The sequence below is a fragment of the Paenibacillus sp. FSL H7-0943 genome (assembly GCF_037963265.1).
GTDB lineage: Bacteria > Bacillota > Bacilli > Paenibacillales > Paenibacillaceae > Paenibacillus_AQ > Paenibacillus_AQ odorifer.
In genome coordinates, this window is the sequence record NZ_CP150148.1 from 1,755,561 (window position 1) to 1,769,597 (window position 14,037).

The window sequence follows — 14,037 nt, forward strand, 5'->3', positions numbered from 1 at the left end:
GACAATAGTAAACTTTTGCGCGGTTTGGACTTTTTAGATAAAATGGGATTTTTAGCTTATATAGAGCGTTCAAAAAAGTCCGATTGCTGGAAAAAATCACTAGCAGCATAATAGGAGTCGCAGTAAGGGTGATTGCAGTAATCCATGGCTACAGTAATCGCGAGCTGTACATGACAAATGGAGGTGAACAGGATGAAGCACGTAACAGTTCCGGGAACTGCAGAACAACAGCCAAAGCCGCAGACCTATCGAAATATCCGGGTAAGAAGATGGAAACGTTTTAAACGTGATAAATGGTTATATATTCTGCTGCTCCCTGGAGTCCTTTATTTTCTTGTTTTCAAATATGTTCCGATGTGGGGCGTGCTGCTGGCTTTTAAGAATTACCAGCCGTTTCTTGGTTTTCAGAAAAGTGAATGGGTAGGTTTTGAGCATTTTCGTGTTTTTTTCCAGAATCCCGATTTCTTTATGTTGCTGCGCAATACGTTATTGTTATCGTTTTATAATTTGATTTTCTTTTTTCCGGCGCCGATTATTCTGGCACTGCTTCTAAACGAAATACGGCTTTCCTTCTATAAAAAGACGATACAAACGATGATTTATGTTCCGCACTTTATATCCATGGTCATTGTGGCCAGTATGAGCTATGTATTTCTAACTACGGAAGGCGGGACTGTAAATGAGTTTTTGTATACGTATACAGGCAGGAAAATTGACTTTCTAGCTAATCCCGACTGGTTCCGTCCATTGATTATTCTCCAGACGATCTGGAAGGAGTGCGGTTGGGGGACAATTATATTCCTGGCAGCGCTGGCCGGTGTAGATGTGGAGCAATATGAGGCTGCGGTAGTAGACGGTGCGAACCGGTGGCGGCAGATTTGGCATATTACGTTGCCTGCTATCCGCAGTACTATCGTTATTTTACTTATTCTTCGGATGGGAACGATTTTGGATAACGGTTTTGAACAAATTTATTTAATGATGAATGCTCTTAATCGTGAAGTAGGTGAGGTGTTCGATACCTATGTATACGCACTGGGGATTACCCAGGGAGCTTTTAGTTACAGCACGGCTGTTGGATTATTTAAATCAATAATCGGTGTGACGCTTGTGCTCGGGACGAATTGGATCGCCAAAAAATTTGGTGAATCTGGACTTTATTGAGAAGGGAGAAGCTTGCTGTGGCCAAACAATACAAGAGTACGGGTGGAACTGCATTTGATATATTCAATTATATATTTTTAGGGATTATTGGAATCGTAGCGATTCTCCCTTTCCTCTTTGTGGTTTCGGGCTCCTTCGCTACAGATGCGGAAATTACTAAACGTGCCGTATTCCTGATCCCGACCACGATTTCATTTGACGCCTACCGATTTATCTTTTCAACAGATACGATTATGCGCAGTATAGGGGTTTCTATTTATGTTACGGTAATCGGAACTGTCGTTAATTTATTCTTCACGGTAACTATGGCTTATCCGATGGCAAAACGATATCTGATGGGCCGTAATTTGGTACTCAACCTTGTTATTTTTACGATGCTGTTTGGTGGAGGAATGATTCCAACCTATCTCGTCATTCGGGAACTGCATTTGCTGGATACACTCAATTCCCTTATTTTACCGGGAGCAATTAGCGCCTTTAACCTGATTATTGTCAAAAACTTTTTTCAGGAGCTGCCTATAGAAATGGAAGAAGCGGCGCGTATTGATGGTTGTTCTGAGCTGGGCTTGTTGTGGAAGATAGTCCTTCCTTTATCCAAACCGGTTCTCGCTACATTTACGTTGTTCTATGCTGTGGGACATTGGAACAATTTCTTCTCGGCACTGCTCTATATTACGGATCCGACAAAATGGCCTTTGCAGGTGATGCTGCGACAGATCGTAATGTTGTCCCAATCTGCGGCTGGCGATATGAGTTCTATGGATCCGAGCTTTGTGCAGCCACCGGAGCAGTCGATTAAAATGGCGGTTATTGTAGTAGGTACTCTACCTATTTTATGTGTGTACCCATTTCTGCAAAAACATTTCGCTAAAGGGGTGATGCTGGGTTCTGTTAAAGGATAGCAAACTTAACTTATTCCAATTTGGAGGTATAATAATGGAAGCTAATCGTTCGGTAAAAAAGAAGCGCTGGTTGTTACTTTTACTTGTGGCTATGATGGTTACAACTGTTGTTGCAGGTTGCTCAGGTAATGAATCTGCAGGTTCTAACAGCAAAAGTGAGGGGAGTAGTAATACTGGAGAAGAGAAAAGCGAGTCCCCGCTGGATCTGACCCTCATGCTGCCGATATTCAAAACAAATTATCCGAAGGATGGCAGTCCGGTTGCTGCTGAACTGGAGAAACAGACCAATACAAAAATCCACTTTGAGTGGGTCCCGAACGCATCTTATGCAGATAAATTTAATATTACGCTAGCTTCTGGGAAGCTGCCGACCATTATCTACGTGGGGGATGTTAAGGCTTCTAGTTTTGTGAACGCTGCCAAATCGGGTGCATTCTGGGAAGTAGGGCCTTACCTTAAGGATTATCCGAATTTAAGCCAAGCGAACCCGGTTATTCTGAAAAACTCGGCCATTGATGGGAAGAATTACGGGATCTATCGGGGGCGTGTACTCGGCCGTAACGGTATGGTTTTCCGCAAGGATTGGCTGGAGAAGGTGGGGCTGCAAACACCGCAGACGGTGGATGATTTCTACAATATGCTGAAAGCGTTCAAGGAAAAAGATCCAGACGGCAATGGTAAAGAGGATACGTATGGCATGGTGCTTGTCAAATGGAGCGGCCAGTGGGCCAGCGGTTTTGATACCATTAAGTTATGGTTTGGAACACCGAATAAATGGGGCGTGCAAGATGGCAAGCTGGTGCCTGAGCATGAATATCCAGAATATTTGGAAGCGCTTAAGTTCATGAAGAAGCTGTATGATGAGAAATTGATCAACTCCGACTTTGCTGTAATGGACAGTGCCAAATGGACAGATCCGATCGTGAACAATAAGGCAGGGGTAATCGTCGATGTGGTCGATACAGGCGCCCGGGTGGATGATAAAATTCACGCTGCGCTAGAAAAAGAAGGCAAAGACGAACCGGATAAACATTATGTAGATGTAAGCGGGGGCGTAACAGGTACGGATGGCAAGCTACACACATTGCCAACCTCTGGTTTCTCGGGCATGCTGGCTATTCCAAAATCATCTGTGAAGAGCGAAGAAGAACTGAAACGGGTACTGGCTTTTCTAGATCAAATCAATAATCCGGAATTACAAACGATGTTAGGTTTTGGTTTGGAAGGTACTCACTACACTATGGTGGATGGTTTTATTGAACGCTCCAAAGACACTGTACTTGTGGAGTCAGAAGTGGAAGGTCTAAACCAAATATTGGCTTATATTCCTGAGGATAAGTCCAAGACTGTAGCACAAACGCCGCTGCGCCTTAAACAAACTGAAGTTCAAAAGGCAAATGAAGCTTCCATCGTGGTTAATCCGGCAGAGGCCTTTATTTCCACAGTATATTCGCAAAAGGGTGCTCAACTCGACAATGTAATTAACGATGCACGCATAAAGTATATTGTAGGACAAATTGATGAAGCTGAATTGAAATCCGCATTTGACGTATGGAGAAAAACAGGTGGAGATGATTTAGTAAAGGAAATGAACGAATTATACGCTAAGGCTGACCAATAGATCCTTCCTAGTGCTTTTATCCGGCTGGAAAGGATCTGAGGAGCAAAACGAATGTGGTTCGATTGCACTTCAAATTTATCCGATTCGGCTGGTGAGAGCATAGTGATGAGAAATGTGGCGAAATGGAAGCGTTATACAAAAGGCTGGTCAGGCTGTAAAGGCCGGTATTATCGGAAAAACCTGATCATTATGCTGGTGGTGTCATCCATTCCGGGGTTTATTATTGGTGCGCTTGTCTACTGGATGGCAGGGGGACGCCTGGAGAGCGAGCTGCTGCAGATGCATAACAGGCAGATTGAACAGCGGGCGGCTAATATTGATGATCAGCTGTCCAATCTGGAGCTGATGCTGGCACATTGGGCTTTTGATCCCAAGTTTGATTACAGCTTGAATGGCCTTGATTTTATTCAGGATCATGAGCGGGCTTGGGATATTACGAAGACACTCGTAGTGATGCAGGGCTCGAACACGATGACGAGTAACGTTGAACTCTATCTATCAGGAGATCATCCATTACTATTTAATCCCGAATATGGCACGATTGACTCCAGCATGGTTTCTGGTCAATATGACAAATTGATTGATACTGAACAAAGCACCTATTGGACGCAGTGGGCATTCGATCCCAATAAACCAAATGTCAAAGAATTAACGCTTATCCATCATATTCCGGGCGGAAGCTTGAAGCCCTTCGGGGCTCTTTTGCTCCGCATGGATACGGAGAAAGTAGCTGCGATGCTACGAACTATGACACCTTATAATAGCGGCGAGACATTTTTGCTGCAGACGACGGGGGATTTGTACGTATCTGCTGGAGACAGTGCCGAGGATTCTCCCTTACTTACCGCATTGCATAATGAGATTGTGGAACGGGGCGCGAACCATGAGTCAAATCTTGAGTCCTCTTTTCTCTTCGACTGGGGTAAGGCTACATATGCAGTGACTTACGGTGAGTTTTCCCGACTCTCCGCAGACTGGCTCTATGTGTCCGCTTCACCGATAACCAGCATAACTTCACCTGTCGTCTTCATTTCAAGACTGATATTTTTAGTTAGCTTTAGTGCTTTGCTGCTGGCGGCGATTCTGTCTTGGTTTGCTTCCCGTAAAATCTATTCACCGATAGGACGTTTGCTGCAGACTTTGTTGCCTGACCAAGCGGCGGCTGCGAGTAGGGAGGATGAGTTCATTCTGATTGAACGGCATTGGCAGAACTTGCACGGGGAGAGCCATGCCCTGAAGTACACTCTTTCCGAGCAGCTTCCACATGTGAAAGAAAGCTTTCTGCATCAGCTGTTTCAGGGGTATTTATATTCTTATTCTGAGCAGGATCTGCAAAGCCGGATGCGGCGCTTTAAGTGGGAAGTAGAGGATTGTCATTATATTATTCTTTATATTCAGCTTACAGGCATCTCCAGCCAGGAGGGGAAGTTCCGCAACGGTGATGAAAGTCTTGTATCATTCGCCGCCGTCAATATTATCGGAGAATTGTCTGCCGAGCACTTTAAGCAGGCTGATATTATCAATTTCCATGATCTCACGGCAGGATTACTTCTTATCGAACCCGTTGCGAATCCATCGCTGGAAGTGGTGCAAGCCTTTAGCGAAGAACTGACAGGAACGATTAATCGCATGTTAAAAATGAGGGTAACAGTGGCGTTTAGTGCACCGGTTGGAAGGATATCCGGTATTCCGCTAGCGTTCGAGGCTGCGAAGCAAGCCGCTAGTTATCGCCAGTTTGGTGGTGAGAACCAGATTATTAATATGGAGCTACTGGATCGTGAGGGGCAAAGTACGCCTGAACCGCAATATTCGTTCACTTTGGAGCGCGGAATGATTCAGGCCCTGCGCACAGGAGAAGCGGAAGAGGCTTACCGGCTGTTGGAGGAATTTCTGGAGGCACTGTGTGCCAATGGGGCAAAAGTGATTGATGTGCAGCAGGGCATGCTTCATTTGTTAGGCAGTATTCAGCACGCCATTATGGTCTCAGGCATTCATCCAAACCAACTGTTCAAAGGGGCTAATCTGTACGCGGCACTGTCGCAAATTCATGAGCCGAAGCTTATCCTTGCCTGGTTTCAGGAAAAGGTAGTCGCACCGTATCTGACGGAGCTGAGTGAGCGTTCTGATGCCGGAATCAAACGGACGATTGAGCATGCCATGATGTATATCAATGAGCATTATATGGATAATATTTCGCTGGATGGATGTGCGGATTATACAGGGATCAGCCCATTTTTACTGAGTAAATCATTCAAACGGGTCACCGGGAAAAATTTCATCGATTATCTGACCGAATTACGGCTTGATAAAGCCAAGGAGCTGCTGCGTGATACCTCGCTGCGAATTAACGATGTAGCTGAACAAGTGGGTTATCAGCATAGCTATTTTAACCGGATTTTTAAGAAACAAGAGGGAATAACTCCAAGCCGCTATAGAGAACTAAGCCATAATAATGAAGCTCTTTAAAAGTAAAGAGGACGTGCGGCGAAGAACGTATGAAGGAGATGGTTGTTGTGCCTACGGCTCTGCCGATTGGCCTGCATTGGCTAAAAAAGCCCGCTATTGATGTGGGTGTTACCTGGGGGGTTCCTTGGAAAAAAGGAGCGCTCGGCAGGGAATCGTTAAAGAATCTCTGCTTAAGTATGCCGAAGAACGAAAAGCATGTGCCGCTGCAAAGCTGGCCAGCAGCTTTTTGGCCAGACGGGAGCATCAAATGGTCCACGCACTCGGTAGTAAACAAAAATTCGGATATTCAGCAGGATTCCTTAGTGACAATGACAATAAATCAAGCGACTCCAGCTACGGAAGTGACAGAGCGACTAACTGTGCAGGAAACAGAGGAAGCTTTCATTATAGATACAGGTGTTATTATTTGCACGGTTAACAAGCAGGGGAAGGGTCTTATCCGCAGTATTGTGCGCAGAAATCCGGCGGACACGGAAGGAACCGAAGTATGCAGTAATGGCGAGCTTGTATGTATACGTGAACAGAGAGATGAGGGTGCTGGCACCCTGAGCATACGTGAGGAGCGATTCGCAGGACGAACGTTAAGGGCCATCCTTGAACAGGGCGGACCTGTTCGCGCAGTGGTGAAGCTAGATGGACTTCACCAAGCTTCGCACAGTGCTCGTGAGTGGCTTCCCTATACGTTACGTTTATATTTTTATGCTGGGCTGGAGTCTATTCGATTAGTTCATACGTTTCATTATGACGGTAATCCACAGCAGGATTTTATTAAAGGATTGGGAATAGAATTCACAGTGCCGCTGCGTGGACCTCTTTACAACCGCCATGTTCGTTTTGCCGGAGATAGCGGCTTGTTTAGCGAGTCTCCTAAGACGTTGCATACACGGCGAACCAAAGGTAAGTACCGTGATTTATTCCTCGATCAGGTAGCAGGATGTGCTGTGAAATTTAATCCAGAAGAGGATGCCTATTTCCTTAATTTATTGGATGACTCCGCCACTTGGGGCAGCTTTCGGCTGGTTCAAGATTCTTCCGAGCATTATGGGATCTGGAAGCGGACAGAGGATGGCTGCGCTTGGATCAAGGCAGCAGAAGGCCGCCGGGCAGGTGGGCTTGGTTATGTTGGGGCAGAGGGCGGAGGGCTAGCAATCGGGATGAAGAATTTCTGGCGTAAGCATCCGGCAGGAATGGAGATTGGTTCCACTGCCACTGACGCGGCAGCGCTTACTGTCTGGTTCTGGTCACCTGATGCGGCAGCTATGGACTTGCGGCATTATGATACGAAAACACATGTGGAATCCTCGTATGAAGGTGCAGAAGAATTACGGGCCACTCCATTTGGTATCGCTAATACTAGCGAGCTAACATTCTGGTGTACGGCGCAGACTCCCGGGCCTGAATTGTTGCAGCGGATGCAGGCAGAAGCTGAAGAACCTTCATTGCTGGTTTGCGAACCAACTTATTATCATGAAGCGGGTGCTTTTGGTTTCTGGAGTTTGCCTGATCGGAGCACGCCAGCCAAGGCATATCTGGAAGAGCGGCTGGACGGGATCATCTCCTTTTACCAGGAAGAGATCGAGCAGCGCAAATGGTATGGATTCTGGGACTATGGAGATTTCATGCACAGCTACGATCCGGTCAGACATGTATGGAACTATGATCTTGGCGGCTGCGCCTGGCAGAATTCCGAGCTGGTGCCAAATATGTGGTTGTGGGTAACGTTTCTCCGGTCCGGGAGAGCGGATGTGTTCCGTATGGCCGAAGCTATGACCAGGCATACGAGTGAGGTAGATGTATATCATTTTGGCGAATACGCCGGACTAGGCTCGCGGCATAATGTCATCCACTGGGGCTGCGGCTGCAAAGAGGCTCGTATCGCCATGGCGGGTCTGCATCGCTACTATTATTATCTGACCGGAGACGAGCGGGTCGGCGATATTATGGACAGTGTAAAGGATGCTGATTATTCAACAGTTACTCTGGACCCGATGCGGGCGTATTTTCCGAAGGATGAATTCCCGACTCATGTTAGGGTCGGTCCGGACTGGGCGGCCTTTAGCTCTAATTGGATGACCCGCTGGGAGCGGTTCGAGGATACCGCTTATCGTGACAAGATTATATCAGGCATGGATTGTATCAAAAGGGCAAATTTACGGCTATTATCTGGTCCCACATATGGTTATGATCCGGCAACTGGCCTATTGTCGGGAATGGGCGACGATAACTGGGGGCGTCATCTAGCGATTAGCATGGGAGGTCCGCAGGTGTGGTTCGAGCTGGCGGCAATGCTGGAGGACCCGGACTGGGAAGATATGCTGGCTGAGTTCGGTGTATTTTATAATTTGCCACAAGAAGAGAAGGACGCATTTACGGGAGGGTTGATTTCAGGAAAACTCCGTTTTGAGCATCCTGTACTCAGCGTAGCCATTGCTGCATATGGAGCATATTACCGCAAGGATCCAGCGACGGCAGAGCGGTGCTGGTCGATTTTGCTGGAGAATCCGTTTGGTTGTGTGAATCTACAGGAGGAAGCTGATCGGGTCACTTATATGACTGAGTTAAATGAGATCGATTGGATGAATACAAATGAAGCCTCGCAGTGGTCTTTAAATACGATCATTGCCTTGGAATTAATCGGTAGTGCTTTACCGGAACGCGCGAATTAAAGGCTTCATTGTGGGGAGGAATGTTTTATGGCTAGGCCGATGCAGGACACGGGTATAGGTGGTTTGATCCCTGAAGCATGGAAACCAATCTACCATAATCCCCTCGCTTCAACTAGTGATATCGCTGGATTCCAGATGGAGGGAGCGGGAGCGGTTTCCTTCCCTTTGCAGCGAATGAGACTGGAGAGTACTATCCATGCCGAGGCCGGACAACAAGCAAATGTCGTTCTCTGGTGTCCAGAAGAGTTCCCGGCAGACCTCGCCGTATCTTGGAATTTCCGCCCATTGCGTGAGCCGGGGTTGGCGATTTTGTTTATCGCGGCCAAAGGAGAGGGTGGGAAGGATTTATTTGATTCCACGCTTGCTCGCCGTACGGGTGAATATGATCAATACCATCACGGGCAGATAGATACGTATCATATCTCGTATTTTCGCAGGCGTTGGGTGGAAGAACGTGAATTTCATACCTGTAATTTGCGTAAAAGCTATGGTTTTCATCTGGTTGCGCAGGCAGCTGATCCGCTTCCGGACGTCAGCGACATGACTGAGCCCTACCGGATGTTAGTGGTGAAGCGTGGTCCTATGCTGTCTTTTGCAATCAATGAACTGCCGATTTTTACATGGATAGATGATGGTGAAACCTATGGGCCGCTACTGACAGGTGGGAAAATTGGGTTCCGACAGATGGCACCCCTGATGGCTGAATACTCAAATCTGACGGTTTTTGGACAGTAATGCGAAGGAGGCTTCAGATTGATGTCTATTATTTATTATTGTTACCCTGAAGGCAGACATAAGGCGCTTACAATGAGCTATGATGACGGCAGACGGGCTGACGAAAGATTGGTAAGACTATTTAACCGCCATGGGATTAGAGGAACATTTCATCTCAATTCTGGCCTGCTGGGTGAAGGTGATCGTATTGCGGCAGATGAAATAACTGAGCTGTACCAGGGACATGAGGTATCTGTTCATACGCAACACCATCCGACGATGGCCCGTTGTCCGCAGGAGCAAATCATCCATGAGATTATGGAGGATCGAAAGTGTTTTGAGACGCTGCTCCAGGTGCCGATACGGGGAATGTCTTATCCTAACGGTTCCTTTAACAAGGAGATAAAGAAGCTTTTGCCTCATTTAGGCATGGAATATGCCCGTGTGGTACAGACCACTGGCGGCGGCTTTGGGCTGCCGGAGGATTGGCTGGAATGGCGGGGGACTTGCCATCATAATGATCATTTGCTGGAGCATGCGGAGCAGTTCGTGAAGCTGCATAAACGGCAGTATTTATATCTGATGTATGTGTGGGGCCATAGTTATGAATTTGATAACGATAATAACTGGGAGCTGATGGAAAGCTTCTGTGAAGCAGTGGGAGGACTAGAGGAAATCTGGTACGCGACAAATATTGAACTCGTTCATTATATGAAGGCTTGTGAAGCCCTTATTTTCTCCGCTGCTCGGGATTTTGTATATAATCCGGGAGCGGTATCTGTCTGGCTGGAAATCGACGGTGTGATTATAGAAGTAGCAGGCGGACAAACCGTCCGTTTCCCAGAGATCTAATCGAAGAGAGAAGACAGGAGGATTCTAATGAAAACGAAGGACACACAATTAGTCTATCAGCTGGCAAAAGTAGATATTTCCGCTGCCGGTCCACGCTGCAAAATGCTTATTGGCGATCTGAATGGGGATGGACGTGCGGAAATGCTGCTGGTTCAGCCGGATAATCGCCAGGATGTACGTTATATTCCCCATCAGGTGCAATGCCTGACTGCTTTTGATATGGATGGCAAGCTGCTGTGGCAGGTGGGCACACCCGATCCTGACGCTGGCAGCCAAGGCTCGGACTATCCAGCGCAAATTTATGATTTAGATGGTGATGGGGCGCTGGAAGTATTATGTGTAATGGATGGACGGTTTCATATTCTTGAAGGTTCAACAGGAACGGTTAAGTCGATATACGACTTACCTGCTGAACATGCACATGATTGTATTATCATCGCCAATCTAACAGGGCAAGAACACGCTTCCGACATCATTCTGAAGGACCGTTATCATCAACTGTGGGCCATGGATCAGGATTTCAATTTATTATGGACGCATAAAGGCAATGTAGGACATTATCCGTGGGTTTACGATCTTCATGGAAATGGACAGGATCAAGTGATGGCAGGTTATGATCTGCTTGATTCTAAAGGTGATTTATTATGGAGCTGCCATGATCTTGACGACCATGCGGACTGTATTTGGGTTGGCGATGTGAATGGAGATGGCTATCCTGAACTGGTTGTCGGCGGAAGCGTAACGGTGATGTATGACCGGGACGGACAAGAGCTTTGGCGTTATGATGGCTCCATCGAGTCACAGCATCTGGCGTTAGGCCGATTCCGGCCTGAACTGCCTGGCCTTCAGGTTGCCGGGCTGGACCGAATGATCCGCGAAGATGACGGCAAAGGGCTGAAGGGCAAGGATGCGTTGTTTCTTCTAGACTGTAATGGCAAGGAACTTTGGAAAGAAGAACGTACAAGCGACGGTTGGCTGACTATAGTTGAAGCCGTGAGCAACTGGCAAGCGGGTTCTCCGGATTATATTCTCGCGTACCGCCGGGGAGGCGGAGTATATCCTGCTTTGTACGATGGACATATGCGGGTTGTAGCTGAATTCAAGGAGGAAGGTTATGCCGTTCACGGCGATCTTCTGGGATGTGGCAGGGAACAGGTTGTAATTTATAATGATGAGTCCGCAACGGTATATTCAAGCGAGTGGATAGATATTAGTACCTGTGCCTCTGAGAAATCGTTACCTCAGCCTAAAAGATTGTACAACTCGACGCTGTATCCCGGTGGAGAAATAACGGTGTGAAGGAGGATACGCTTAGTGAGTACTTATATTACAGAATACTTTCCTGATCCTGATTGTATTGCCAAATATAATGGGGGCAAAATCGAAAATGTACTGGCCGCTGTGGCCAGCCGTTTTATCGGTGCCTATCCCCCGCAGCCTCCGGTGTACCGGGTACATTCGCAGAGTGGTTTCAACCGGCTCCGCGACTGCCGTTACGATATGAATCTGGAAGAACGACTGCCGGAGCTAGCGGCAGGACAATTCGTATATGTATGGGGAAAGCTGTGGAGTGACAATGAGGTAGATGCCCCTTTCTCAGTTAGTTGCTATAGTCCAGTTAAGGTTTACATAAATGGACGGCTGGTGTTTAGCTCCAATCTAAATGATGATGTGTTTCCGGACAGAAAGACGTTTTTTCGGGCGAGCATGGATAAAGGCTGGAACCATCTGGTACTGGAGTATGTTGCAACAGGTACAGGTTGCGGAGGGGTTTTTGGAACGGGCAGTGTCAAAGGTGCACCAGTACACTTTCTTATTCCGACGGCACAGTTAAGCGGTTGTGAAGGTTGGATTTATAGTGGACCCCAGCAGACATCTTGGGCAGCTTGGCTGGAAGCTGAATTCACTGAAGAGCAAATGACAGCTCGCTGCGTTTGGTTTCTGACACAGCAATGGTCGCCACAGGAACAGGCAACTGGCAACTGTTCACGCATATTTGGGGAAATGCTGGGAGCCAAGGCGTATGCTTGGTGTAAGCTGGAAGTTAACAGCCTACAGAAAGACGACATTCGTCTGCAAGGTAGCTATCGTGGAATGGCTGAAATCTCTATCTATGTGAATGGGAAACTTGTAGCTGAGTATCAGAACGTGAAAGGTATGCTTGATATCCAACTGGAGCTTGGTTATGGACTACATGATCTGGTCGTGGAGTCCATCTGTGGAGAGGGGAATTGGGGATTTGAACTGGACGTACGGTCTGGTGGTGTTCAGAGTAGTCTCGTGCAACCATATCCCGTTGAAGGATTAACTGATCCATGGTTGTACCTTGGATTGTTCACCAAGGAGGCAGCGCCGAAAGTCTTAGAACTGACCTCTATGGATACTTTATTTGGGGAAGCGGATGAAGTAACCTTTTGGCGTGTAGACCAACCGAATAGCTGGGTTAGGCCTTATTTGGAGAGTGTTATGTTTGGGCGCTGGAATTACCCTCTAGGCGTAACCCTGTACGGATTGCTGAGAACAGGAGTAGAGCTCAAGGCCCCCCATTATGCCGAATATGCACAACACCATATTGAGCAATGTACAGGGCTGCATAAATATGCCTTATGGGACCTTGGACGTTATGGCGCTCCGGGCATCAATCATCAGCTGGCGCTGATGGATTCGCTGGACGACTGCGGATCCTTCGGGGCAACGATGCTGGAAGCACATAAGCTTCGTCCACTACAGGGCGCACCGGAAGCTGCTGCTGAAATTGCCAATTACATTACTAAAGTGCAGAGCAGGCTGCCTGACGGAGCTCTGTATCGGACCAGTGGCACAGTTGATTTTATGCAGCAGACGATGTGGTGTGATGATCTGTATATGAGCACGCCATTTCTAAGTAAATATTATGAATTGACCGGAAATGCGGCTTATCTTGATGATGCGGCGGCGCAGTTTTTACTTTACAAGGAGCGGCTGTTCCAGCCGGAGCTTGGCATTATGCATCATGTGTATGATTATAAGTTTAATAAACCCAATGGCGTGCCTTGGGGCAGAGGTAATGGTTGGGTGATTTTCTCGCTGACTGAGCTGCTTGAAGTTATGCCTGAGCAACATCCGTTGCGATCTGATTTGCTTGATTATTTCCGCGAGCTTAGTAAAGGCTATCTTAAGCTGCAAGATGAGCGGGGCCTATGGCATCAAGTGTTGACGGATCCTGAGTCCTACGCGGAGGCTTCTTGTACCTCTATGTTTATTTACGCTTTTGCTAGAGGCGTACGCTGCGGTTGGCTGCTGGAACCAGACTCATACGTAACCTCTGCAATCAACGGCTGGAGCGGCTTAACCCGTCATTGTATTGACAAACAAGGCAATGTTTACGGTGTCTGCCGCGGTTCGGGTTATTCGTTTAACAAACTGTATTATAAAGATGAATTGACCTGGCAATTAAACGATACACATGGGATTGGCATCGTGCTGCTGGCCGGAATTGAGGTTCACAGGCTCGTACGAGATTTGGAAATGAAATCACATGACGAAGCAAAACGAATGGCATGATGAGGAATGAGACGACCGTATTAATCACAAAATGCCAGCTGAGCAGCGATACTCCATTAGTGGGGATCGCTGCTCTTTGTTGTGCGTTACATTGCTGCTTAAACCCCCG

9 protein-coding genes are annotated in these 14,037 nt (G+C 47.2%); all 9 read left to right on the forward strand.

Translation table 11 applies throughout. The features are described 5' to 3' along the window. Positions 1 to 192 precede the first annotated feature (192 nt). Genes NSQ55_RS07680 through NSQ55_RS07720 form a run of 9 tightly spaced genes read left to right on the forward strand, consistent with a single transcriptional unit; the run spans position 193 to position 13,928 of the window. Entirely contained in the window at positions 193 to 1,164 is a 972-nt protein-coding gene (locus tag NSQ55_RS07680) for a sugar ABC transporter permease (protein WP_339172405.1), read from the forward strand. A gap of 17 nt (positions 1,165 to 1,181) precedes the next feature. Beyond that, positions 1,182 to 2,066, forward strand: coding sequence for a carbohydrate ABC transporter permease (locus tag NSQ55_RS07685; RefSeq protein ID WP_076130713.1), 885 nt, complete (start codon positions 1,182 to 1,184; stop codon positions 2,064 to 2,066). A gap of 34 nt (positions 2,067 to 2,100) precedes the next feature. Further along, positions 2,101 to 3,687 (forward strand): extracellular solute-binding protein, encoded by a 1,587-nt coding sequence (locus tag NSQ55_RS07690; RefSeq protein ID WP_076220261.1) that lies wholly within the window; start codon positions 2,101 to 2,103, stop codon positions 3,685 to 3,687. A 51-nt stretch (positions 3,688 to 3,738) separates the two neighbouring features. Then, positions 3,739 to 6,153, forward strand: a complete 2,415-nt coding sequence (locus tag NSQ55_RS07695) for a helix-turn-helix domain-containing protein (protein ID WP_339172409.1) — start codon at positions 3,739 to 3,741, stop codon at positions 6,151 to 6,153. A gap of 38 nt (positions 6,154 to 6,191) precedes the next feature. Next, complete coding sequence (locus NSQ55_RS07700; RefSeq protein WP_339174434.1) at positions 6,192 to 8,819, forward strand: hypothetical protein; 2,628 nt, start codon at positions 6,192 to 6,194, stop codon at positions 8,817 to 8,819. Positions 8,820 to 8,846: 27 nt separating this feature from the next. Beyond that, on the forward strand, positions 8,847 to 9,554 hold the full coding sequence (locus tag NSQ55_RS07705; RefSeq protein WP_339172411.1) for a DUF1961 family protein: 708 nt from the start codon (positions 8,847 to 8,849) through the stop codon (positions 9,552 to 9,554). 21 nt (positions 9,555 to 9,575) lie between these two features. Next, positions 9,576 to 10,385, forward strand: coding sequence for a polysaccharide deacetylase family protein (locus tag NSQ55_RS07710; protein ID WP_339174437.1), 810 nt, complete (start codon positions 9,576 to 9,578; stop codon positions 10,383 to 10,385). Positions 10,386 to 10,412: 27 nt separating this feature from the next. Next, positions 10,413 to 11,684, forward strand: coding sequence for a hypothetical protein (locus NSQ55_RS07715; protein ID WP_339172414.1), 1,272 nt, complete (start codon positions 10,413 to 10,415; stop codon positions 11,682 to 11,684). 15 nt (positions 11,685 to 11,699) lie between these two features. Next, a complete protein-coding gene (locus NSQ55_RS07720; protein WP_339172417.1) occupies positions 11,700 to 13,928 on the forward strand; it encodes a glycoside hydrolase family 88 protein in 2,229 nt (742 codons plus the stop codon). Positions 13,929 to 14,037: the final 109 nt, after the last annotated feature.

What these genes read in the sequence shown, in the direction of transcription:
- NSQ55_RS07680 (WP_339172405.1), top strand. Translation starts at nt 193, where the DNA reads ATGAAGCACGTAACAGTTCCGGGAACTGCAGAACAACAGCCAAAGCCG.
- NSQ55_RS07690 (WP_076220261.1), top strand. Translation starts at nt 2,101, where the DNA reads ATGGAAGCTAATCGTTCGGTAAAAAAGAAGCGCTGGTTGTTACTTTTA.
- NSQ55_RS07695 (WP_339172409.1), top strand. Translation starts at nt 3,739, where the DNA reads ATGTGGTTCGATTGCACTTCAAATTTATCCGATTCGGCTGGTGAGAGC.
- NSQ55_RS07700 (WP_339174434.1), top strand. Translation starts at nt 6,192, where the DNA reads ATGGTTGTTGTGCCTACGGCTCTGCCGATTGGCCTGCATTGGCTAAAA.
- NSQ55_RS07705 (WP_339172411.1), top strand. Translation starts at nt 8,847, where the DNA reads ATGGCTAGGCCGATGCAGGACACGGGTATAGGTGGTTTGATCCCTGAA.
- NSQ55_RS07710 (WP_339174437.1), top strand. Translation starts at nt 9,576, where the DNA reads ATGTCTATTATTTATTATTGTTACCCTGAAGGCAGACATAAGGCGCTT.
- NSQ55_RS07715 (WP_339172414.1), top strand. Translation starts at nt 10,413, where the DNA reads ATGAAAACGAAGGACACACAATTAGTCTATCAGCTGGCAAAAGTAGAT.